This is a genomic window from Marinobacter sp. UBA2688 (assembly GCF_002352785.1).
Lineage (GTDB): Bacteria > Pseudomonadota > Gammaproteobacteria > Pseudomonadales > Oleiphilaceae > Marinobacter > Marinobacter salarius.
In genome coordinates this window covers 191,136-214,286 of the sequence record NZ_DELU01000007.1, presented here as the reverse complement: position 1 = coordinate 214,286, position 23,151 = coordinate 191,136, and the positions used below count along the sequence as shown (strand labels likewise).

At 57.5% G+C, this 23,151-nt stretch carries 16 protein-coding genes; 12 read left to right on the top strand and 4 right to left on the bottom strand.

The window, feature by feature from the left end; genetic code table 11:
• Positions 1–72 precede the first annotated feature (72 nt).
• Complete coding sequence (locus B3M52_RS02330; protein WP_075196550.1) at positions 73–1,878, bottom strand: acyclic terpene utilization AtuA family protein; 1,806 nt, start codon at positions 1,876–1,878, stop codon at positions 73–75.
• Positions 1,879–2,049: 171 nt separating this feature from the next.
• Here B3M52_RS02330 and B3M52_RS02325 point away from each other — a divergent pair, with 171 nt between their 5' ends.
• From B3M52_RS02325 to B3M52_RS02290, 8 genes are all read left to right on the top strand, one after another.
• Positions 2,050–2,667 carry a TetR/AcrR family transcriptional regulator gene (locus tag B3M52_RS02325; protein WP_075196549.1) on the top strand — a complete coding sequence of 206 codons (618 nt, stop codon included), beginning with the start codon at positions 2,050–2,052 and terminating at the stop codon, positions 2,665–2,667.
• Between the two features lie 260 nt (positions 2,668–2,927).
• Entirely contained in the window at positions 2,928–3,989 is a 1,062-nt protein-coding gene (locus B3M52_RS02320; protein ID WP_075196548.1) for a hypothetical protein, read from the top strand.
• A gap of 58 nt (positions 3,990–4,047) precedes the next feature.
• Entirely contained in the window at positions 4,048–5,058 is a 1,011-nt protein-coding gene (locus tag B3M52_RS02315; RefSeq protein WP_036209655.1) for a putative solute-binding protein, read from the top strand.
• Positions 5,059–5,074: 16 nt separating this feature from the next.
• Entirely contained in the window at positions 5,075–7,126 is a 2,052-nt protein-coding gene (locus B3M52_RS02310) for a TRAP transporter large permease subunit (RefSeq protein ID WP_041332394.1), read from the top strand.
• Positions 7,127–7,303: 177 nt separating this feature from the next.
• Positions 7,304–9,943, top strand: a complete 2,640-nt coding sequence (locus B3M52_RS02305; RefSeq protein ID WP_075196547.1) for a S8 family serine peptidase — start codon at positions 7,304–7,306, stop codon at positions 9,941–9,943.
• Positions 9,940–10,431 (top strand): protease complex subunit PrcB family protein, encoded by a 492-nt coding sequence (locus B3M52_RS02300; RefSeq protein WP_075196546.1) that lies wholly within the window; start codon positions 9,940–9,942, stop codon positions 10,429–10,431. The genes B3M52_RS02305 and B3M52_RS02300 overlap by 4 nt, the downstream gene beginning before the upstream one ends.
• A 114-nt stretch (positions 10,432–10,545) precedes the next feature.
• On the top strand, positions 10,546–12,441 hold the full coding sequence (gene parE / locus B3M52_RS02295) for a DNA topoisomerase IV subunit B (protein ID WP_075196545.1): 1,896 nt from the start codon (positions 10,546–10,548) through the stop codon (positions 12,439–12,441).
• 101 nt (positions 12,442–12,542) lie between these two features.
• On the top strand, positions 12,543–14,318 hold the full coding sequence (locus B3M52_RS02290) for an SLC13 family permease (RefSeq protein WP_075196544.1): 1,776 nt from the start codon (positions 12,543–12,545) through the stop codon (positions 14,316–14,318).
• Here B3M52_RS02290 and B3M52_RS02285 read toward each other — a convergent pair.
• Positions 14,305–15,600 carry an EAL domain-containing protein gene (locus tag B3M52_RS02285; RefSeq protein WP_036209674.1) on the bottom strand — a complete coding sequence of 432 codons (1,296 nt, stop codon included), beginning with the start codon at positions 15,598–15,600 and terminating at the stop codon, positions 14,305–14,307. The genes B3M52_RS02290 and B3M52_RS02285 overlap by 14 nt on opposite strands.
• Before the next feature lie 553 nt (positions 15,601–16,153).
• On the opposite strand from B3M52_RS02285, the gene B3M52_RS02280 reads away from it, so the two are divergent.
• Both B3M52_RS02280 and B3M52_RS02275 read left to right on the top strand, forming a co-directional pair.
• Positions 16,154–16,714, top strand: a complete 561-nt coding sequence (locus B3M52_RS02280) for a cytochrome b (protein ID WP_075196543.1) — start codon at positions 16,154–16,156, stop codon at positions 16,712–16,714.
• 53 nt (positions 16,715–16,767) lie between these two features.
• Complete coding sequence (locus tag B3M52_RS02275; RefSeq protein WP_036209679.1) at positions 16,768–17,349, top strand: YceI family protein; 582 nt, start codon at positions 16,768–16,770, stop codon at positions 17,347–17,349.
• 62 nt (positions 17,350–17,411) lie between these two features.
• Here B3M52_RS02275 and B3M52_RS02270 read toward each other — a convergent pair whose 3' ends face one another.
• Positions 17,412–19,049 (bottom strand): methyl-accepting chemotaxis protein, encoded by a 1,638-nt coding sequence (locus B3M52_RS02270; protein ID WP_075196542.1) that lies wholly within the window; start codon positions 19,047–19,049, stop codon positions 17,412–17,414.
• A gap of 105 nt (positions 19,050–19,154) precedes the next feature.
• Positions 19,155–19,394, bottom strand: coding sequence for a hypothetical protein (locus tag B3M52_RS02265; protein WP_036209682.1), 240 nt, complete (start codon positions 19,392–19,394; stop codon positions 19,155–19,157).
• Between the two features lie 210 nt (positions 19,395–19,604).
• Between B3M52_RS02265 and parC the strand changes: the two genes are divergently transcribed.
• Both parC and serB read left to right on the top strand, forming a co-directional pair.
• On the top strand, positions 19,605–21,929 hold the full coding sequence (parC, locus tag B3M52_RS02260) for a DNA topoisomerase IV subunit A (protein WP_036209686.1): 2,325 nt from the start codon (positions 19,605–19,607) through the stop codon (positions 21,927–21,929).
• The gene (gene serB / locus B3M52_RS02255) at positions 21,922–23,145 is read left to right on the top strand and encodes a phosphoserine phosphatase SerB (RefSeq protein ID WP_036209688.1); all 1,224 of its coding nucleotides are present in this window, start codon (positions 21,922–21,924) and stop codon (positions 23,143–23,145) included. Before parC ends, serB begins: the two co-directional genes overlap by 8 nt.
• Positions 23,146–23,151: the final 6 nt, after the last annotated feature.

The following is a 23,151-nucleotide window of genomic DNA, read 5'->3' as shown; positions in this document are numbered from 1 at the left end:
GAGCGTACAGGGACGTATTCACCGCGTGTCCCGGACATATCCTCCCACCAGAGTGCATGCACCAATGTAAAATCAATCAAGCAGTTCAGCACGAACCGGAACAGGGAACTCAAGCAACTGCTGGGCAAACGCCTTCCCCTGCGGATCAATCCGCAAGCTGGCAACGCCCCCGCCACCAAGACTGTGCTCCAACAGGAAATTAAAGGCCTGAAACCCCGGCAACGCCCAACGGGTCACCCGACCATGCTCAGGGTGTAGCGTATGGGCCATCCATTCCGCCACCGCCAACTCCGTCAACGCCACCTCAATAAACGGCGCAAACTCCGCCTTACGGGCAATCACCCCGATATTGGTGTGATCCCCCTTGTCACCACTGCGCGCCCAGGCCAGTTGAATCAAAGGCACCGTGGTATCCGTGGCCGGAGCGGCCGCACTGGCAGACTGCTGAACCAGCTGGCTCGGCTCGAACCCACCGTCAGTAGCCACGTCTACCGCCTGCTTGTCACCACCAAGATCCACGGCAACGGACACCTCCGTTTTCGGAACCAGGCACGAATACAACCGAATCTTCGGCCACACCGTCGGCCGTCCACCCACAATGCCCGTAATCCCAGGTGCCATCCCTGTCGCCGCCTGGGCGATTTCCCGGGAAAACAGCACCAACGCTTCCTTCTTGAGGTGGGCCGTGCTGATCTTCACCACCACCTCCCGACATTCTCCCATACGCCCCTGAGCGCCGTAGGTGGCCTCGGTGCCTAATAGTTCGATGCTGTTTTCCGTGTAGTCCGGTAAACCCCGCTCACTGAACATCCGGGAGGTTTTGGCCAAGATCGCCTCGGCGACTGTCCGGGCCTTGGCCTTCGCATCCATGCCTGCCAACAAGAAGGTTACCGTGCACTTGAAACCGTCCGGCCAGGTGCCGGACACCTTATAGCTGTCCGTGGGGGGAAGCCCCTTGGCGCCAGAAACCCGAACCTCGTCCGTTGCCACTTCCTCAAGGGAGACCCCGGTAAAATCACAGGTCACATCCGGCAGCAGGTAAGCTCTCGGGTCGCCGATTTCATAGACCAACTGTTCCGCCACCGTGCCCCGGGACACTTTGCCCCCGGTACCTTGCGGCTTGGTCATGATGAAATCCCCGGTGGCGGAGACTTCTGCAATCGGAAAGCCCATATCGGCATAACCCTCGGCTACATCTTCCCAGTCGGTAAAGTTACCGCCCGTGGATTGCGCGCCGCATTCCAGTAAGTGCCCGGCCAGGCTGCCCTGGGCAAGTCGGTCGTAATCGCTCCAGCGCCAGCCAAATTCATGCACCAGAGGCGCCAGCACCAGGGCGCTGTCGGCAACCCGGCCGGTGATAACCATGTCCGCACCCTGTTCCAGTGCTGCGACCAATCCCGGAGCGCCAAGGTAGGCGTTCAGGCTGACCAGCATCGGCGGCATTGGCTGTGCGGTGGTCATCTCGGTGATGCCGGCATCGGCCAGTTGCTTCTTTTTCGGCAAAAGGTCATCACCCAGCACCAGGGCGATCTTCATCTCCAAGCCGGCTTTTTCGCACAAAGCCTGCAGAGCATCGCGGCAGGCGACGGGATTGACGCCACCGGCGTTCGCCAATACCCGGATGCCTTTCTGTTTGATCTCACCCAGCAAGGGGCCCATCACCGTTTGTACGAAGTCGCGGGCGTAACCCTGGCTTGGGTCCTTCATCTTCTGCCCCGCCATGATGGACATGGTGATTTCCGCCAGGTAGTCCGCCACCAGGTAATCAATATTGCCCTTGTGGACCAGTTGGGCGGCAGCCGTTTCGGTGTCGCCCCAGAAGGCGGCAGAGCAGCCAATACGGACGGTTTGTGGCCTGGAGATGTCGGAATCTGGCATGTCTTCACCTTGTTAACGGAAGCCGCAAAGTGCTTTCAGAGACCCTTACAGGGTCGCTTTTAGCGGAGATTGTCTATCATGCGGCTGACGATACCAAGCAAGCGCTTGGTTTGTAAACAGGCAAATTCGGGATAGAATGGGCGCTCTTCTGTTCCCTGGCTGGAAAACACTGTGAATCAAGACTCTATCCTGCGCTCACTGGTTGCCGACAACCTGGTTTCCGATCCCGCCGGAGCCCGTGGCCGGCTTCTCCACGAGGCCGCAAAGCTGTTTCGTGACAAGGGTTATGAGCGGACCACCGTCAGGGATCTGGCCGCCGCCGTTGGCATTCAGTCCGGTAGCCTGTTCCACCACTTCCGCACCAAGGAAGAAATCCTCAAGGCCGTCATGGTGGAGACCATTCGTCTCAACACGGCCCTGATGCAGGCTGCCGTGGATGCGGCCAGTACCCATCGTGACAAGTTGCAGGCGCTGATTCGCGCTGAACTGGAGTCCATCAACGGGCAGACCGGGGAGGCCATGGCAGTGCTGGTGTTCGAGTGGCGTAGCCTGTCCGAGGAATCCCAGGCTTACGTCCTTGAGCTTCGGGATATCTACGAGCAGTTGTGGTTGGGTGTGCTGGAGACCTTGCGTCAGGACGGCGTGCTGGCGGCAGATCCCTTTGTGGTGCGCCGTATGCTCACGGGCGCCCTGAGTTGGACAGTGACATGGTATCGGCCTGACGGTGGCCTGACCCTGGATGATTTGACGGCGCAGGTGGTTGCAATGATGGGTTTAACGACGCCCTGAATCGGATAACCCGGCGTTAAATGCTGATGGTGGTACAAATGTCTCAATTGTAATTTTTTACATAACTTATTGTTTTAAAGAAATTAAAAGATAATTTCCTCTCGTCTATGTGGGCCATTGGCCTGATCGGCATAACCAAATCGGCAATCCAGCCATTTTTGTCTGACAAGATTCAACGCATTCTTGCCCTCGTCAAAGATGAACGGGACAGTGATTGCGATCGCCCCCGACCTATAAAAACAATGCAAACAGGACGAACTATGAACTCCTCACTGGTGAATTCCTTTGGGCATGCCCTCAACGTTCGCAGCCGTCACCTGCTTCTTCTTGTGGTGACGTTTTTGGCCGGTTGCTCGGCCAACCCCATCTACACTACAACGGGTGTGGTGCTCTCCAATTACTCCGAGGGGGAAGCAACCCCTTACGTCATGCAGATGTCCGATCCGCAAATGGCCTGTGCGTTGGGTGAGGGCGTTGACCCGCTGTTGTACTCGTTTTCCCGCGTGACCGAGGCGCCTGAGAGCACCGGTTCCCTGTTGATGCTGCTGGCCGCGAACTGCTCTGAATACAAGGCATGGGAAGCGGAACTGGAATACCTGCGCGCTGATTTTGCCGGTGACGTACCCGCCGCAAAAGACGCGCGGGAGAAAGCAAAGCGGCTGAATGCCCGAACCGCCAAGCGTCGCTATGTCGCCTATCAGCGCGCCATGGCGGCCTATGACTTTGACCCGGCCGCAAAGGAATTCGAGTGTCCGTTCCTGTTCGATGACCAGGAGGAGCTGACTTTCCTGCTGGGCCTGCTGACCGGCATGCAGGCCATCGTGAACGACGCCAACTCCGGTGCCATGGCAGGGGTTCCCCGCAATATTGCGCCCCGGGCGGAGCGTGCCGCCGAATGCCTGGATAACGAAAAATGGGGCGGTTTACCGAATGCCATACGCGGCATGGTGTGGTTGCTGTTGCCGGACACCCGCCCCAGCCTGTCTCCGGATCCCTGGGAAGTGCTTGAGGATAGCTCCCGCCTGGGGGTTGAATCGGGTATACGGGCGTCCATGGCTCTTGAGGCCGTGGCTGCAGAGACGTTTGGTCGCCCGGAGGTGCTCAAGGATGTCATCGCGCGGTTCGCCGACGCGGATGGAGTGATCAAAGTATGGGCTGAGTATCGCCTGGTAGACGAGATCGCCCGAGACGTCATTCAGTTCTCGTCCGATAAGCATTGGACAGCGAACTACGGCTACCGCACGCCCCGTACCTATTTCGGAAGACTGAGCCCGGAACGGCTCGAAGAGCCTGAAACCATGGATCTGGACGGCCTGCTCTAAGCAGGCCCCCGACTCACTGTAATTACCTACAAACACAAGAAAGACCCGGAGGTCATTCATGATCCGTAAATCCCTTGCTGCCCTTTCTTTTGCTGCAGTTGCTCCGATGGCCGCCGCACAGTCTGTGACGATGTGCGTTTTCGATGTGATCGGCGCAAACGGTGATATGTACAACATGGTCAAAGACTATGCGCTGGAAATGAAAGCCCATGGGGTTGATTTTGAACTGCGCCCCTACACTGACGAAGGGGTTGCCGTGGGTGATTTCAATTCCGGACAATGCGACGCCGTCGCCGCTACGGATCTTCGGACCCGCCCGTTCAACCGATTTACCGGCAGCATCAGCGCCGTTGGCGCGATCCCGACCTATGACGATCTGAAAACAACCCTCGCCACGCTTGCGCAGGCCAAGGCAGCGCCCTTGATGAAACAGGGCGACTATGAGGTGCTGGGCATTGTTCCGGCGGGTGCAGGCTACCTGTTTGTCAATGACCGTAGCATTGATACCGCTGGTGAACTGGCCGGCAAGCGCATGGCCACACTGGATTACCAGAAGGACGCCATCCACATGGTCAACCATGTGAAAGCGACGGTTGTACCCTCCGACATCACCAACTTTGCCGGCAAGTTCAACAATGGCTCGGTGGATACGGCTTACGCACCGGCGTTTGCCTACGAAGCTCTGGAACTCTACAAGGGCATTGGTGAAGACGGTGGCATCGTTGATTATCCGCTGGCGCAACTGACCATCCAGGTCATTGCCCGAGACGATGTGCTCGACGACGACACGGCTCAGAAGTCCCGTGAAGTTGCCTGGGGGATGTACGGCCAGGCCATGGACCTGATTCAGCGGCAGGAGTCCGCCATTCCGGAGGAAAAGTGGATCCGTATTCCCGATGCTGACATCGAAGGCTATCAGGAGATGTTTCGGGAAAACCGCCTGCAGCTTCGGGATGGAACCGATGGTGCCAATAAGGTCTATCACCCGAAGATGATGAGCCTGCTCAGCAAAATCCGTTGCTCCAGCAATCCCGGTGCCTCCGAGTGCACAGCGCCTGACCGCGAATAATAAAGGCTGACCCTCCATGAACTGGCGAGCATTATCAGCGGCAGGCCCGAAAACGCTGTACCCCGTGCATCGATTGCACGGGGTTATCCTCCTGCTGCTCCTTATCTTTACGCTTCTTCTGGGTATGGGAAACTCACTCCACTCGCGCATGCTGTGGGTGGGGGAGCAGACCTGGCCGAACTACTACCTGCTGGACCCGGACGCCACGGAGCCGACCTGCACGTTGTCCATGGATGTGGATGCAGAGGTCAGGAAACGTGTCGAGGCCTACGAGCCAGATCCGGACGACCTTTTCAGCTCGCCGCCGGACCCGGATGCGATCCGCAAGTCCCTGGAAAAAAACCTGGCACTCTGCCAGCAGAAGCATCGCCTCTATGAAGAAAACCAGGAGCATGCCACCGAGGCGTTGGCAGTTTACAAGGCGGTTGAACAGGGCTTTGCGGATTTCCTGCTGGATAATATCGAGCTCACCAAGTTCCTGTTTATCGCCATGTTTGCCATGGCTGCGGCGATTTCGGCCTTCGACGCCGATCACATAGCCCTGCGACTGCCGCGCAACCGGTCAGAGTGGCGTCTGAGCCAGGGCATGCAGTTTGTGGTCAACGGCCTGATGGTGTACTCCCTGTTCTCTTACGTGGGCAAGTTATCCTCTTCGCCGGGCTCGGGAGGCACCGCGTTGCTGCAATACGCCTGGGCGGCCGTCTTCGGGCTGTTCATGGTGATCAACCTGATGCGGTTTGTGTCGGTGCCGTCTCGAATGAGGCCAGGATCACTGGCGGCGTCCTCCGGCCTGGTACTGCCGCTGTATTGCGCAATGGGCCTGATCGCGATGAGTTATTTCTTCTTCGTGGACGGCTACTCGTCCGGCCTGGCGATCTATTTCGGTATGATGACCAACCTGTCCTCGATGTTTATCAACATCGGGCTCTATGTGCTTGTGGGCATGGCGCTGAAGCAGACTCGCATTCCGGACCTGCTGTTGAACGTCATCAAACCTTACCATCTGCCCGCGCCCATGTTGGCCTCGGTGATGATATTCGCGACCGCTTTTCCCACTGCGTTTACTGGCGCCTCGGGGATTTTCATCCTGGCCGTGGGTGGTGTCGTCTACGATGAAATGCGCAAGAGTGGAGCAGGGCGACAGCTATCGCTGGCTACCACGGCCATGTCCGGCAGCTTGGGGGTGGTTCTTAATCCCTGTTTGCTGATCGTGGTTGTGGCGGCGCTGAACAAGGAAGTGACCACCTCCGAAATGTACGGCTGGGGTTTCTGGGTGTTTATTATGTCGGCCACCCTGTTCTCTGTGGTTGTCTGTAAAACCCAGGGCAACTGGAAGCCTCGCCCGGCTCCGGGGGCATTCCGTAAATCGCTGGCGCAGCTTCGCCCCCTGGTGCCTTATGCCATCGTTACCGCGGTGGTTATCCTGGCCATCTGGGTCATTCTCGGTTTGGGATTCAATGAGTACAGCGCGCCGATGATCCTGCCGCTGGTGATGCTGGCGCTGGTCTATCTCGATTCGGGCAAGGATCCCAACGAACAGGGCCAATCCCGGGTGCGTGCTTTTTGTATGCGTACAACGGCGGCCGCCAGTGACTCTGCCGTACACATCGGCGCACTGCTGGCGCTGATTGGTTTCTCTATCTGTCTCGGGGGCATCCTGGAACGTTCCGATGTGGTGCACGCATTGTTCCCGGAAAACCTGACCAGCCCCTGGATCGCCATGTTGGTGATTGTGGTTATGCTCACCATTATCGGCATGGTGATGGACCCGTTCGGCGCGGTCATCCTGGTGTCGGCCACCATCGCGCAGCCCGCCATCCAGTTGGGTATCGACCCGCTGCACTTCTGGATCGTGTGCCTGGTGGCGTTTGAACTGGGCTACCTGAGCCCGCCGGTGGCACTGAACCATCTGCTGACACGGCAGGTGGTAGGTGAAACCGAGGTGTTGGCCGCTGAGCGCACGGGTTCGTTCTGGCATCGCTATGAGAGACTGTTATTGCCACTGGTGGTGATGGGACCGACATTGCTGACGGCGGCGTTCGTGCCTCTGTTTTTCTACGCACTGTAGATATAGAGCCTCGGAGGCACCGACGCGAAACCGCCTGTGGGGTAACCTGCAGGCGGTTTTTTGCATCTGATTATGGGTTTGGAACGTAATCGGTTTCATAGGCGTTTAATGAGTACCATACTGAAAGCATATGGTGTCGTTCTCGCACTTCTAAGTTGTCGTCCTTGTGAGCCCATTATGATTCGGACTGTTCCTGTTACTGCTGGTTTGATCTCGTTTACATTGCTGTTCGCAGGCTGCGGCGGTGGTGGATCCGGTGGTAGCAGTGAGGCGCAACCCGATCTGAGTGGGGTGATTGACATCGAGAGCGGTACACGGGTGGACTCCGATACCGCAGATGATCGTCGTGTTGACCTTGCCACCGCCAATAACACGGCCGTGTCTGCCCAGACTCTGCCGCCGGGCGCAACGGTGGGTGGCTATCTGAGTTCTGGCTCCGATACCTACGCAAATTTTTTCCAGTACTTTGAAGATGCCGTTGATGTCTACGCCGTAGACCTGTCACCCGGAGACCGCGTCTCTTTTCAGGTGTTCAGTTCTCCGGAGGATCTCCTGCCCGCTGGCGCAGCGGCGCCGGAGCGTTCTCTTCGGATACTGAAACAGCAGGCGGGAACCGTTGTGGAAGTGGCGTCTCAGTCTGCTTCGGGTGATCTGCGACCGCTGGTCGAGGTGCTCGACGACACTTTCGAGCCCGGCTCTTACCTGGTGGAAGTCAGTACCACCAGCGGTATTCCATTTCGGTACGTGCTGTCGCTGGCAGGTGAGGGAACAGCCAGCGTGATGAACACCAGCTACTCGACGCCGCCATTCATGATTGATGAAGCCGTAGTCACCCTCGCGCCAGCCTCGGGGAACCTGCCAGTGATCGCAGCGATGGCGACGTCACAGCGCAGGGAACTGGGTCGAGGTGCCTGGCTGTTGCGCCGTGACCGGCCACGAAACCTGGCAACCATGTCGTCCGGGCAGCGAGAAAGTGCGCGTCAGGAAACCCTGGAATGGGTCAGGGAGTTGCAGCAACAGCCCGGTGTGACATCAGCGGAGCCGAACTACCTCTATTCCTCCCAACAAGTGTCCCCGGACAATGATCCACTCTACAGTCGCCAATGGAGTCTGCCGCTGATTCAAACGCCGTTGGCCTGGCAGGCCGCACCGAGTGCGGGTGCAGATATTGGTATCGCGGTCATGGATACCGGCGTATTCCGATCGCCACCGACGGCGACGGGCGACTGGCATCCGGACTTGAGCGCCAATGTGCAACTGATCCCAGGGCAGATCATGGATTACGTATCGGGTGATCTGGATATTGATCGGGAGGACAGTGGCCAACGTGACACGAACCCCGCCGACCCGGGTGACGGCAAGGCCCGGAGCAGTAATTTCCACGGAACCCATGTGGCAGGTATTGCCGCTGCCGTCGATAACACCCAGGGTGTAGTCGGGGTTTCGCCGGGGGCCACTATCTATCCGGTACGGGTGCTCGGGCGTGACGGTGTAGGGTCGTCCGCTGACCTGATCGACGCCCTGAATTGGGCAGCCGGCCGGAATGAAATAGAGGTGATTAATCTCAGTCTCGGTGGGCTTGGACCAAGCAACGCGCTGAAGCAGGCGATCGACGCCGCCTGGAATGGTGGCAACGGCAAACTGATTGTTGCCGCTGCTGGCAACCAGGGTACGGACGAGCCTACCTACCCGGCTGCCTATCCCAACGTTATCGGAGTGGGGGCTGTAGACGGCGGAAGTGTGCGTGCCTCGTATTCCAACGTTGGCCAGTCCGTCGACGTGGTTGCTCCGGGTGGTGATGCAAGCAGGGATGCCAATCAGGACGGTACGGCCGATGTCATTGTCAGCGCCTGGGGGCGCGACGATACGGGCTCATTCGAGCCGGGATACGCTGGCCTGCAGGGAACCTCAATGGCGGCACCTCATGTGGCGGGCGTTTACGCCCTGATGAAGGCGGAAGTGCCGACCCTTACCCCTGCCGGATTTCAGAGTTTCCTGGTAAATGGTGACCTTACGGACGATGTGGGGCCCGCGTTTGAATACGGAGCGGGACAGATCAACGCATTGGCGGCGATGGATGCGGCCCTGGACGGCAACTTCCCAATCACTCTTGGTTCCTCGCCCACGGCCATACAGTTCAATGCTGCGGTGCTCAGCGAACAGCTGGTATTTTCGACCTACCCCGAAGGCGAGAGCGTCACCATCACAGACGTGGACCCTGGTGCGCCATGGCTTGATGTGAGTGAACCCAGCGATGCGCGACCGTTGTCACTGACAGTGACCGCAGACCCTACGCAACTGGGGGGTGACGGGCGCTACATGGCAACGCTGGTGATTACCTATCAAGCAGACGGCGCACCTGCTGCAACGCTTATGATTCCGGTATCTCTCAGCCTGGGTAGTTCATCGGATGAACGGAACGCAGGCCGACACTATGTATTGCTGGTCAGTGCGGACGACGAGCGCGATACTCTTGAGCAGGCCGTTGTCTCCGCCTCCCGGGGGCGGTACGAATTTGCGTTTGACGAGGTTGAGGCCGGTGAGTATTTCCTGGTTGCCGGCAGCGACATGGACAACAACGGGCTGATTTGTGAAAACGGCGAGGCCTGTGCCGAATATCCGGTCAATGGGTTACCTGAAAAAATCGTTATTGGCGAAGAACCGGTAGGCGGGGTAAGGTTGAGTACCAGTTTTCGTCGGCCCACCATTACCTCCCTGGGTCTGCCCAGAGTGGGCTTTGAGGGGTATCGCCTGAGATCAGGCCCGAAGTCAAAAACTGGCGGTGAGCCGATCCGCAACGTGGAGAGTACCCGTTGACCTACCGTTTTACGCTGCTACCACTCTGTGTACTCGTGCTCAGTCTGATCACAGGCTGTGCGATCAATCGCTCGGCGACCGCTGATGGTGCGCCTCTGGCGAGACAGGTCACTGAGTCCGATCACTGTGGGCTCACGGCGCCGGGACTGGTCTATGTGTCCAGTGCCGGAGATCTGGACAAGCTTGCCCAACTGCCCTCCGGAAACCTGGCGCTGAGCATGCTTCGCGCCATTGATTTCAATGAGGAACATCTGGTGTTGGTGGGGCTGGGGCAGAAAACCACTGGCGGCTACGGCCTGACACTGACGTCATCCGAGATCGTAGACGATGTTCTGGAGTTGGCGGTCAAGGTCAGGCGGCCGGCGGCAGACGCCATGGTAACCCAGGCGTTGACCACACCCTGTGCAGTGATCGCCATCAGCCCCGAAGAGTGGGAGCAGTTGCGGGTGTCCGGGGAAGGCCTCGGGCGTTTCTCGCGACAGCGTTAACGGCGCCGGGGCCGTGCTGGTCCACACCAGCACAAAACAACCGTTGATCTTTCCCTGCGAATCCCTAAGCTATGGGCCAGTTTTATAACAAACCCGTGGAGTCGCTTCCTTCCCATGAGCCAGAAACAGTACAACGCCGATGCCATTGAAGTTCTGAGTGGTCTGGACCCTGTCCGCAAACGCCCAGGCATGTACACCGATACCAGTCGGCCCAACCATCTGGCCCAGGAAGTCATTGATAACAGTGTCGACGAAGCGCTGGCGGGGCACGCCCGCAGGATCGATGTCGTCCTGTACAGCGATGGTTCCCTGAGCGTGGAAGACGACGGCCGCGGGATGCCGGTCGACATGCACAAGGAACATGGGGTTCCGGGTGTGGAGCTGATTCTGACCCGCCTCCACGCCGGCGGTAAATTCTCCCAGGGTAACTACAACTTTTCCGGTGGCCTGCATGGGGTAGGTGTCTCGGTGGTCAACGCCCTGTCGACGCTCCTTGAGGTTTCCATCAAGCGTGACGGGCAACTGCACCGGATGACCTTCGCCAACGGCCACAAGAAGACGGAACTAACAGTTGTCGACTCTGTGGGCAAGCGGAACACCGGTACCCGATTGAAGTTCACCCCGGACCCAAGCTACTTCGACAGCCCGAAATTTTCCGTCAGCCGTTTGCGCCACAACCTGCGCGCCAAGGCCGTTCTCTGTCCCGGCCTGAACGTCACTTTCCTGCAGGAACACACCGGTGATAAAGATGAATGGTGCTACGAGGGCGGTTTGCGGGACTACCTGCGCACCGAGCTTGCCGACATCGAAGCCGTACCGCTGGAGCCGTTCACGGGCAGCTTTTCCGGCAACAAGGAAGCGGTGGACTGGGCGTTCCAGTGGTTGCCGGAAGGTGGCGAAGCGGTTTTGGAGAGTTACGTTAACCTGATTCCGACCGCCCAGGGCGGCACCCACGTGAACGGCCTGCGTACCGGCCTGCTGGAGGCCATGAGGGAGTTCTGTGAGTTCCGTAACCTGTTGCCCCGGGGCGTCAAGTTGTCTCCTGAAGACATCTGGGAACGCTGCGCCTATGTGTTGTCGTTCAAGATGCAGGAACCCCAGTTTTCCGGCCAGACAAAGGAACGGTTGTCCTCCCGGGAAGCTGCCGCGTTTATTTCCGGTGTGGTGAAGGACGCGTTCAGCTTGTGGCTGAATCAGCATACGGACATTGCTGAAGCACTCGCTGAATTGTTCATCAGCAATGCCCAGCGTCGTCTCAGGGCCAGCAAGAAAGTGGCCCGCAAAAAGGTCACATCCGGCCCGGCTTTGCCCGGAAAACTGGCGGATTGTTCCGGCAGCGACACCAACCGCTCGGAACTCTTTCTGGTTGAGGGTGACTCCGCCGGCGGCTCCGCGAAACAGGCTCGTGACCGTGAATTTCAGGCGGTCATGCCCCTGCGAGGCAAGATCCTCAACACCTGGGAAGTGGACTCCAGCGAAATTCTTGCTTCCCAGGAAGTCCATGACATTGCCGTTGCCATTGGGGTAGATCCTGGCTCCGACAAACTGGAAGGCCTGCGTTACAACAAGATCTGCATCCTGGCGGACGCTGACTCCGATGGCCTACACATCGCCACCCTGTTGTGCGCGTTGTTCGTCAAGCATTTCCGACCGGTGGTTGCTGCCGGCCACGTATTTGTTGCCATGCCCCCGCTGTATCGTGTTGATTTGGGAAAGGAAACTTTTTACGCCCTTGATGAGCACGAAAAGCAGGGCATTATCGACCGGCTGGCGGCCGAAAACCGTCGCGGCAAGATTTCCGTTACCCGTTTCAAGGGCCTGGGCGAGATGAATCCGCTCCAGTTGCGGGAGACGACAATGGCGCCGGATACCCGCCGGCTGGTGATGCTGACCATTGAAGACGGCGACGATACCGACAGCCGCATGGACATGCTGCTGGGTAAAAAGCGGGCGTCTGACCGCCGCACCTGGCTGGAGACTTACGGAAATATGGCGGATATCGAAGTCTGAATCGTCCTATATTTCTTCTGGTGCTTTAAACAGCATCCTTTATTCTTTCTAAGTATTCGGCAAACTCGTTATCCTGCCCCTTTTATCCAAAGGACCACCAGATGGATTGGCAGGGCTGGTTTGCATTAAGCCTTACGGGTGTGGCGTTATTATTGATGAGTGTCGGGCGGTTCGGCCCGCATCTCGTCATGCTGGGTGTACTCATCGTTCTCAGTGCCAGCGGCATTATCAGTGCCGATCAGGCCCTTGCCGGATTCAGTAACAGTGGATTGATCACGGTGGTTGCCATGTTCGTGGTGGCGGCGGGCATTCACCATTCCGGTGGAGTGGACCTGGTTGTCCATCACCTGCTCAGGTCACCTCGTACGGTGCGCTCGGCCCAGGCCCGCATCGCATTCCCTGTCGCGTTGCTGAGCGGCTTCCTCAACAACACCCCGGTAGTGGCCACCATGATTCCCGCGGTCCATGCCTGGTCCCGCAAGATTGGCATATCACCCTCGAAACTGATGATCCCCCTGAGTTACTCCGCCATTCTGGGTGGTACCCTCACCCTGATTGGCACCAGCACCAACCTGGTGGTCAATGGCCAGTACCAGCAATTGACCGGGGAGGGCGGTTTCTCGATTTTTTCCATCACCGCCGTTGGGTTGCCGGTTGCTGTGATCGGCTTGGCTGTCATGCTTCTGGTGTTACCGAGGGCGCTTCCGGATCGTAAGGACCAGCAGAAGTTCGGTTCCATGCGGGAGTTCACCCTGGAGGTGGCAGTTGCCTTTGATGGGCCGTTGGTGGGCAAGAGTGTCGGAGAGGCCGGGCTGCGTGAGTTGGAGAGGCTGTACCTCGTCGAGATTGAGCGGGATGGCAGCGTTGTTACGGCGGTACCTTCGGAAGAACGCCTTCGAGGCGGTGACCGGTTGGTCTTTGCTGGCGATACCCAGGCTATTTCCGATCTGCTGCGAATCAACGGTATTGTCCCTTCGGTACACGATGATGAGCCAAGCCTGAGTAAAGACCGGGCAGAGCGCCGGCTGGTTGAAGCCGCGCTGTCCCCGCAGTCGGAAGTGCTGGGTCTGACCATCCGGGATGCCCGTTTTCGGGATCGCTATGGCGCGGTGGTATTGGCAGTCGCCCGGGGTGGTGAGCGGGTGTCGGGCAATCTCGGCAATATTCGTCTGAAAACCGGCGACGTTCTGTTGCTGGAGGCACGTCCCGCTTTTGTCAGTCGTCAGCGATACGCCAAGGACTTCCTGCTGATCAACGACCTGGAAACCGAAACACCCCGCCATGACCGTGCCTATCTGTCCTGGGGCATCCTGCTGGTGCTCGTGGGCGCTGCCGCTTTTGGGGCATTGAGCATGCTGAACGCCGCACTGATGGGGGCGGCCCTGATGGTTCTTAGCGGTTGCTGTTCCGTCGGTCAGGCGCAGAAAGCGGTGGATGTACCAGTGATGCTTACAATTGCTGCGTCATTTGCCTTAGGGGCTGCGCTTCAGGAAACCGGGGCTGCAGGTTATGTTGCGACGGGCATTCTGGAGGTGAGCAGTGGTCACCCACTGCTGACCATCCTGCTGGTGTACTTCGCGGTATCGGTGCTGACCGAGGTCATTACCAACAACGCAGCCGCAGTGTTGGTACTACCCATTGTACTGTCAATGACAACGGCCCTGGGGATCGCGTCAGAGCCCTATGTTATCGCCGTGATGATGGCGGCATCCGCCAGTTTTGCCACACCACTGGGCTACCAGACCAATATGATGGTGTTTGGGCCAGGGGGATACCGGTTTATGGACTTCGTAAAGGTAGGCCTGCCGATGAACCTGTTTATCGGGCTGGTGACCGTCGGCGTGATCTCGGTGGTCTACGGGATCAGCCTTTCCTGAGGGCGGTTTCGGTAGGGTTGGCGAGAATGTCGCAGCAAAGAACCCTCAGCTCGCCCTTGTGGTAGTAACCGAGGGACAGGGTAACGCACATGTATGCGCCGGTAATACAGAGGTAGGGCGCGGTTATATGAACATGGCCTGGCTGGGCAATGGCCTGGCGTAGATACTGTTGGCGATACCAGTCGGCACTGGTGGTGCTTTCCAGCGGCCGGAATCGAGGGTCCAGGCCCCGGGCTGTGGCGTCCGATACCATGGTGTCATCAATTTGTACGCCGTTGGCATCGACCAGGTAACACCGCGACACCGCAGGATGATTCAGCAGGCTACTGCATGCCTCGTTCATCGGCATGCCCTGCGAGAGTGTGTCTACGGCACTACGAAAGAAATCCTCGAAGTAGGAAATCAGTTGCTGTGTTGGGTCTCTCGTTATCCGGTTTTTGCTCTTATAGTCTCTCAGTAACCCGTCCAGGTCCGTCACTTTGTGGGGAATGTCCGCCAGGGCAGTACTTGGCCTGCTGAAATAGAATCCCTGGACAAAATCAACGCCCGCGTCGATAGCAATCATTGCCTGGTCGTGAGTTTCCACGCCTTCAAGGAGCACTAGGCACCCAGACTGATGCAGCAAAGAGACGATGCCGTTGAGTATCTGTCTGGCCTTGTGGTCGTCTGTGGCCCGAGTCAGAAGCTTACGGTCCAGCTTCACGATATCCGGTGACAGGTTCCAGATGCGCTCAAAGTTGGAATGCCCAGCACCAAAGTCATCGATAGCGGTCAGGCAGCCCAGCTGTTGGTAGTAGGCAACGGTTTCACGCAGTCGTTCTGCATCGTCCGTTGGCTGCTCTACAATCTCCATCACGATGCGATGGGGAGGCAGGCCCGTTTTCTTCAACAGTTCGCCGAAAAAGCTGTCGGCACGGTTGCCAGCTGAAACCACACGGGGAGATACGTTCAGGAACAGCCAGTTCAGCTGGTCCTGGAATCCGGAATAGTTGCTGATGTGCAGGTATCGGCAAAGGCGATCAAGCAGCAGGTTTTCGGCGTCAGAGCTCGGTAGCTCGAACAAATGAAGGGGTAATACCGCAGCATTATCGGTATCAAAGGCGCGAATCAGCGCTTCGTAGCCGACAACCCGTTTGTGGGAAATACTGAATATTGGCTGCAGCGCCGTTCGTAAAGTCAGGCCCTGGTAGTCGGCCGTCCATGATTCCCCCTCCCTGGTTAACATAGGCGACAGCACATCAACTTCCGGTGCGGTCATCTGCTCTGGGAGGGTTCGCGACATAGGCCTTTTCTGGTCCGGATAAACGAAAACATCGGGAAAGCCTGTGGCAGCCCGATCTGTTGATCCTGGTCGCATTTCGTTGACTTATAGGAAAGTAAATCAGTCAGCACGAACAGGATGGTCTAGATAGACAGAAGAGTGCCAAAAACAGCGGGTTATTACCACTATTTCATGTAAAAACAGGCAACGTCAGGCGGCAATGCGCAGGTGGGTGAGCAGGACCGGTGTCCGGCAGCTCCGGTGGGAGCTGCAGGGAATCAGTTGTTGCTGGGTACTGCGACGGATTCGTCGAATTCAAGTTCCATGTTTATTCCTCTCGTTCACTGAGTGACCCGAACCGGGTAAATGAAGTATGTAAAAAGTTTATCGTACCCATTGTTTTCCACAATCCGTAAAACCCGTATCAGACCAAAGGTATAAGGGATCGTACGTATGGGGTTGTTCATCAGAAAATCTGATCTTCGTCTCCAAAACATTTTGATTGGTTTTGTGCGGGGCTCTTCCTAAACTGTTGGGATCTTGTCTGGTATCAGGGAGTGGGACGTTAAGCGTCATGCAGGTACGCAATTCGAGCAGTAATTTTGGTGTGGTATCCGTAGCCATTCATTGGCTGGTGGCTGTAGCGGTGTTTGGCCTATTCGGGCTGGGTTACTGGATGGTGGATCTATCCTATTACGACGACTGGTATCGCACCGGCCCGGATATCCATAGAAGTATCGGTATATTGCTGCTGTTGGTCATGCTGTTTCGCCTGGTGTGGCGACTGTTCAATCCGCTGCCGCGTGCACTCCCGAGCCATAGCCGACTGGAAGTGTTGGCCGCTCATGGCGCACACTCTCTGCTCTATGTGCTGATTTTTGTTGCTATGGCCAGTGGGTATCTCATTTCGACGGCGGATGGGTCCTCAATAAGTGTGTTCAACTGGTTTGATGTGCCTTCGGTGACCGGCCAGATTAAGGGGATGGAGGACACCGCCGGGCTTGTCCATTACTGGTCTACCTGGGCACTTGTCGTGCTTGCCGGGGTACACGGTCTGGCTGCGGTTAAGCATCATCTGATTGACCGGGACGACACCCTTCGACGCATGTTGGGTTCAGGCCGCCGCCAATTGTAATTCAGACTATCGATTCAATCGTGCCTACGGGCTGTTTAAACAAGGAGATGAACATGAAAAAATTGCTGCTTGCATCTGCGGTTGCACTTGCGGTGTCTGGCGGAGCCCAGGCATCCGAGCACAGTGGAACCTATGCTTTTGATACCAAGGGTTCCCACCAGTTTATTACGTTCAAGATTTCCCATCTGGGCTATAGCTGGTTGTATGGTCGGTTCAACGATTTCGATGGTGAATTTGTCTACGATGCACAAAACCCGGCGAACAGTTCCGTTGAAGTTGCCGTGGACACATCCAGCGTTGATTCCAACCACGCCGAGCGTGACAAGCACCTGCGCTCGGAAGACTTCCTGTACGTTGACGAATTCCCAGAGGCCACGTTCAAGAGTAAAAGAGTGGTTGTGGACGATGAGGGCGAGGCCGATATCGTCGGTGACCTGACCCTGCGTGGTGTGACGAAAGAGGTCACCCTGGACGTGGAAATGCTCGGGCATGGCGACGATCCATGGGGTGGTTACCGCATGGGGTTTGAAGCTGAAACCGAATTCAAGTTGACGGACTTCGGTATCCCCATGGATCTGGGCAAGGCGTCTGAAACGGTTGAGATGATCATCTCTGTCGAAGGCATTCGCCAGTAAAAGCTTTCTAAATGCCGCCTTCAGATTTTAGTCCGGAGGCGGCAATGCTCCTTCCTTCAAATTCACACCTTGAACTGGCCTGTCTGCTGCTCAAGTTCCCTGGCATAGCCATCCAGCGATTCGCTAATGCGGTCGATGCTGCCTGAGCGCGTCATGCTCTCTGACGCCAGATCATTGATTTCAGTCACGCTTCGGTTGATTTCGTCAATTACCTGGGTTTGTTCCTCGGTGGCTGAAGCCACGCTGGTGTTCATGTCGCTGATATCCGCCATGGATTCGAGAATGCCCTGAAGCTCCGCCTCCGCCTCCGTGGCCAGCTTTTCAGTTTCCACCGCTTCCTTGCTGCCGGTCTCCATCACCGCAACGATATCGGCAACGCCGGTCTGCAGGGCAGTGATCATGGTCTGGATATCTTCCGTGGATTGTTGGGTGCGCTTGGCCAGGGTGCGAACCTCATCGGCCACAACCGCAAACCCCCGTCCCTGTTCGCCGGCCCGGGCGGCTTCGATGGCGGCGTTGAGGGCGAGAAGATTGGTTTGGTCTGCAATCTCGCGGATAACATCCAGTACCGAGGTGATGTTCTCCGAGTCCTGTGACAGCTTGCGTATAACCTCCACCGCCTTGGAAATCTGCGCCGCCAGTCGCTGTACCTGGACGGAGGAGTTGCGAATGATGGTGGCCCCGTTGCGGCCTTTTTCCTGGGCGTGTTTGGTAATGTCGGCCGCACGTGATGCATTGCCCGCCACTTCTTCAATGGCGCTTTGCATCTCATTGATGGCCGTGGCGACCATGGAGATAGCATCTGTTTGCCGTGTTATCCCGTCGCTGTTGTCGCGCGCCGCACTGGACAGCTCGGATGCGCCCGAGCCAAGTTGCTTGCTGAGGTCCTGGATGGAGCCGATCATGGCCTGGAGGTTTTCCAGCACCTGATTAAAGCTCGTGGCCAGTTTGCCGAGGTCATCGTCCATTTCCACGGGAATGCGTTGTGTGAGGTCTCCTTCGCCCCGGGCAATGTTGTCAAGTTGCTTCCTTAGCACACCAACGGACGCAATAATCATCCGGAGGAACACGATAAACAGAAGAATGCCGGCTATGACAGCGCTGGCGGTGATGACCAGTATAAAGGCCGAGCTGGCAGCCCCCTCCTGAGATGCTTCGTTGGCTACAATCTGAGCCTGCTCATCGGCGTGAACCCCCACCTGGTCGTAGTAATCCCTGAGCTCACTGAACAGCGGGTTGCTTTGTTCAGTCAGTAGCCTGTGCCCCGCGGCGGGGTCTCCTGACTGTGCAGTCCGCATGGACTCTCGAGCGGTCTCCAGCCAGAGGTCATAGGTTTCGCGAAAACTCTCGGTTTTCTCAGAGATACCAGTGCCTTGCAGGCGTTCTATCGCTTTCTCCAGCCTCTCCAGTGCTTGGTCAGCGTTTTCCTCGAAGTCAGCCTGATACTGGTCCGGAGATTCATTGTTCTCCGTTGCGCTGATAAAAGACATTTGCGCGACCAGGGCCTGATAAAGGTCTCGATCGCCGTTGAGCGCTTCGCTTACGGCGGGAAGATAACGTTCGGAGAGCGTATCTGTGTCGGATACCAGATTCCGTGCCGTCAAGACGCTAAAAAGACCGATGACGATCAAAGCGATGGCGGAAATTGCGAAAGGTAAAGCGATCTTGGCTCTCAGGCCTAAGGAATTCTTGAAATTCATCTTTCCTTCCTGCTTTTCTGAAGACGCGTTTAGTCAGGATAGCATCGGAAAGAAGGTTGTCAGTGTTAGCGGGTTGCTTATGAGGTGTGGTTGGCAGGAATACCCTTAAAGCGTATCAGGGGACTCCTGGGCCGATTGTCCGTTCCGGCAGAGATGGCGCTGGCGCCAGAACTGGGCGAAGAAAATAACCAGTCCGATGAGCAACCCCGCCCACAGGTAAGGGCCCGCCAGTTGGAAAGTGCCGGTTATGGCAAACTCCACCAAGAGCATCAGGGTAAGAGCAAGAACAGCGTTCACCATGGCCGTAATCAGCGCCTGCCCACAGGCTTTCAGGTTGGGTCTCATAGTTCTCCACTCGTGGATGTCGTGAAACGGATCATCGTTTACTGATGGCGAGCATACGGTGAGGGTTACACTCTCTCCATGCGGGAATTCCGCTATTGGAAAATCCACGGGGTGTTGGTGTATCCGTCCCCGCCTCCATATAATGTGCAGTCCCGGCTTAGGCCGGGATAACCAGCGGAATTCATATCAGGCAATAACAAAGGGGCATCCATGCCAGAGTTTCAGACCACGGATGAAGGCTTTGAGCGGGTTTCATTGCGGGACTACACCGAAAAGGCCTACCTCGACTACTCCATGTACGTCATTCTGGACAGGGCGTTGCCCAACGTCGGAGACGGACTGAAGCCGGTGCAGCGGCGTATTATCTACGCCATGTCCGAGCTTGGTTTGAAATCCACCTCAAAGTATAAGAAGTCTGCCCGTACGGTGGGCGATGTCCTGGGTAAATTTCACCCCCATGGCGACAGTGCCTGCTACGAAGCCATGGTGTTGATGGCTCAGCCGTTTTCCTATCGCTACCCACTGGTGGATGGCCAGGGCAACTGGGGCGCGCCTGACGACCCCAAATCTTTCGCGGCCATGCGTTATACAGAATCCCGTCTCGCGAAATTCGCGGATGTCCTTCTCAGCGAGCTGGGGCAGGGCACAGTGGACTGGGTGCCAAACTTTGATGGCACCATGGACGAGCCTTCAGTATTGCCCGCGAGGTTGCCTCACGTACTTTTGAACGGCACCACCGGTATTGCCGTGGGTATGGCAACGGACATCCCGCCGCACAATGTCCGGGAGGTGGCAGCGGCCTGTGTAAGGCTGCTTGACCAGCCGGAGGCCACCACCGATGACCTGTGTGAGCATGTCCAGGGGCCAGACTTTCCCACCTACGCGGAGATCATTACGCCTCGCAAGGATATCCGCCAGATGTACGAGACCGGCCGGGGCTCGCTAAGAATGCGGGCGCGCTGGATCAACGAGAGCGGGGAAATCGTGGTGACCGACCTGCCTCATCAGGTCTCCGGGAACCGGGTGCTGGAGCAGATCGCCCAGCAGATGCAGACCAAAAAGCTGCCCATGGTCGCGGACCTGCGCGACGAATCCGACCATGAGAACCCGACCCGGCTGGTGATCGTTCCACGCTCCAATCGTGTGGATCAGGAAGGGCTGATGGCCCACCTGTTTGCCAGCACGGATCTGGAGAAAACCTATCGGGTGAATATCAACGTCATCGGCAATGACGGCCGCCCGGGCGTGAAGGGCCTGCGCGAAATGCTGACGGAGTGGCTCAGCTTCCGTCGCACCACCGTCACCCGGCGCCTGCAGCACAGGCTGGATAAGGTCCTGGCGCGTCTGCATATTCTTGAAGGCCTGTTGGTGGCCTATCTGAACATCGATGAAGTTATCGCGATTATCCGCTACGAAGATAAACCCAAAGCAGAGTTGATGTCCCGCTTCGGGCTGTCCGGAGAGCAGGCTGAAGCCATTCTTGAGTTGAAGTTGCGTCACCTGGCCAAGCTTGAGGAAATGAAAATCCGTGGCGAGCAGGACGAGCTGTCGGCTGAGCGGGATGAGCTGCAGGCGATTCTTGGCTCCGAGGACCGCCTGCGGGAGCTGATCAAGGACGAATTGCTGGCGGATGCGGAAACCTATGGGGATGATCGTCGTTCACCCATTGTCGAGCGCCGGGAAGCCAGGGCCTTCAGCGAAACCGAATTGGTTTCCAACGATCCAGTCACGGTTGTGCTGTCGGAGAAGGGCTGGGTCAGGGCGGCCAAAGGGCATGATATTGAGCCTGAGGGGCTTAGCTATAAGGCGGGTGACAGTTTTGCCATGGCTGCTAAGGGGCGTAATAACCAGCAGGCGGTATTCCTGGACTCCACGGGGCGGGCTTACTCCCTGGTCGCCCATACGTTTCCATCTGCGCGGGGGCAGGGCGAGCCTCTGAGTGGCCGTATCAATCCGCCGTCGGGGGCAACGTTCTCTGGGTTGCTGATGGGCGATCCAGCGCGGAAGGTGTTGTTGGTCACCGATGGCGGCTACGGATTCGTGACCTCCCTCAATGACATGATCAGCAAAAACCGCAACGGCAAGGCCGTGGTGTCGGTACCGAAAGGGGCGAAGATCATGTCGCCGGTGGTGGTGCCCGGCTCGGACAAGCCGCTTTATCTGGGCGCCATTTCCAATGAAGGACGGATGCTGGTGTTCCCGCTGAGCGAGCTGCCGGAGCTGGCCAAAGGCAAGGGCAACAAGATCATCAGCATTCCCTCGGCGCGGGTTCAGAACCGGGAAGAATATGTGGTGGCTGTTGCCGTTTTCGCTGAGGACGACCAATTGGAGATTCGTGCCGGCAAGCGCAAGATGGGGCTTCAGTTCAGCGATCTGGAGCACTACCTGGGCGAGCGTGGCCGCCGTGGCCATAAACTGCCTCGCGGGCTTCAGAGAGTGGATGCGATAGATGTGATTCAGTCAGCCAGCAATGCGGCAGGCGTTTCCGATGCAGACAGCGTTGCCAATGCAGAGGAGCAGCCTGACAGTGAGTGAACTGGTTCTGATTAACGTTTCGGGGCGCGACAAGCCGGGCCTGACGTCGGAGATAACCGGCATCATGGGGCAGTACGATGTGCGTATTCTGGATATCGGCCAGGCGGTGATCCACGACCACCTGACCTGGGGTATCCTGATCGAGATCCCCGATGAGTCCAAATCCTCACCGGTGATTCGCGACCTTCTGTTCCGACTGCATGCGCTGGATCTGCAGGTGCGTTTTGCGCCGATTACGATCGAGGAGTACCAGCAATGGGCGGAGGGGCGTAACCGCGCCTGCTACATCGTCACGCTGTTGTCGCGGGATATCAAGGCCGAGCAAATTGCGCGGGTGTCTGCGATTACCGCCCGCCATGGCCTGAACATCGATAACATCAGCCGGCTTTCTGCCCGCCCGTCGCTGAATTCCTCCGAGAACCGCATTGCCTGTGTGGAGTTTTCTGTCCGTGGCACACCATCTGATCTCGAACAGCTGCGCTCCGACTTCCTGCATATCGCCGGAGAGATGAACGTGGATATTGCCTTCCAGGAGGACTCCATCTTCCGCCGTAATCGACGGCTTGTCGTGTTCGATATGGATTCCACCCTGATTGACGCTGAAGTGATCGACGAACTGGCTTTGGAAGCCGGCGTTGGGGCGCAGGTGGCGGAGATTACTGAGCGAGCTATGCAGGGTGAGCTGGATTTCGGGCAGAGCTTTGCAGAGCGTCTGGCGCTTCTCCAGGGGTTGGATGAATCCGTGCTTGAGGGCATCGCCGCCCGCCTGAATCTAACCGAAGGTGCGGAACACCTGATACTGAGCCTGAAATCCCTGGGCTACCGTACGGCGATACTGTCTGGTGGCTTCACCTACTTTGCTCGCCATCTGCAGAAAAAACTCGGGATTGACTATGTGTACGCCAACGAGCTGGAAATTGAAAACGGCAAGGTGACGGGCAAGGTGTCGGGCCAGATTGTTGATGGCAAGCGCAAGGCGGAACTGCTTCAGGAAATTGCGGAACGCGAGCATATTTCACGGGAACAGGTCATTGCGGTGGGTGATGGTGCCAATGATCTGCCCATGCTAAGCCAGGCGGGGCTCGGGGTGGCTTTTCGGGCCAAGCCCCTGGTCAAGGAATCCGCACGGCATTCGATTTCGACGCTGGGGCTGGATGCGATCCTCTACCTGATCGGGTTCAGGGAAAGCGACAGTCTGCAGGCCCGGGAAAGGTAGTAGAAC

What these genes read in the sequence shown, in the direction of transcription:
- B3M52_RS02330 (WP_075196550.1), bottom strand. Translation starts at nt 1,878, where the DNA reads ATGCCAGATTCCGACATCTCCAGGCCACAAACCGTCCGTATTGGCTGC.
- B3M52_RS02320 (WP_075196548.1), top strand. Translation starts at nt 2,928, where the DNA reads ATGAACTCCTCACTGGTGAATTCCTTTGGGCATGCCCTCAACGTTCGC.
- B3M52_RS02315 (WP_036209655.1), top strand. Translation starts at nt 4,048, where the DNA reads ATGATCCGTAAATCCCTTGCTGCCCTTTCTTTTGCTGCAGTTGCTCCG.
- B3M52_RS02310 (WP_041332394.1), top strand. Translation starts at nt 5,075, where the DNA reads ATGAACTGGCGAGCATTATCAGCGGCAGGCCCGAAAACGCTGTACCCC.
- B3M52_RS02305 (WP_075196547.1), top strand. Translation starts at nt 7,304, where the DNA reads ATGATTCGGACTGTTCCTGTTACTGCTGGTTTGATCTCGTTTACATTG.
- parE (WP_075196545.1), top strand. Translation starts at nt 10,546, where the DNA reads ATGAGCCAGAAACAGTACAACGCCGATGCCATTGAAGTTCTGAGTGGT.
- B3M52_RS02290 (WP_075196544.1), top strand. Translation starts at nt 12,543, where the DNA reads ATGGATTGGCAGGGCTGGTTTGCATTAAGCCTTACGGGTGTGGCGTTA.
- B3M52_RS02285 (WP_036209674.1), bottom strand. Translation starts at nt 15,600, where the DNA reads ATGTCGCGAACCCTCCCAGAGCAGATGACCGCACCGGAAGTTGATGTG.
- B3M52_RS02280 (WP_075196543.1), top strand. Translation starts at nt 16,154, where the DNA reads ATGCAGGTACGCAATTCGAGCAGTAATTTTGGTGTGGTATCCGTAGCC.
- B3M52_RS02275 (WP_036209679.1), top strand. Translation starts at nt 16,768, where the DNA reads ATGAAAAAATTGCTGCTTGCATCTGCGGTTGCACTTGCGGTGTCTGGC.
- B3M52_RS02270 (WP_075196542.1), bottom strand. Translation starts at nt 19,049, where the DNA reads ATGAATTTCAAGAATTCCTTAGGCCTGAGAGCCAAGATCGCTTTACCT.
- B3M52_RS02265 (WP_036209682.1), bottom strand. Translation starts at nt 19,394, where the DNA reads ATGAGACCCAACCTGAAAGCCTGTGGGCAGGCGCTGATTACGGCCATG.
- parC (WP_036209686.1), top strand. Translation starts at nt 19,605, where the DNA reads ATGCCAGAGTTTCAGACCACGGATGAAGGCTTTGAGCGGGTTTCATTG.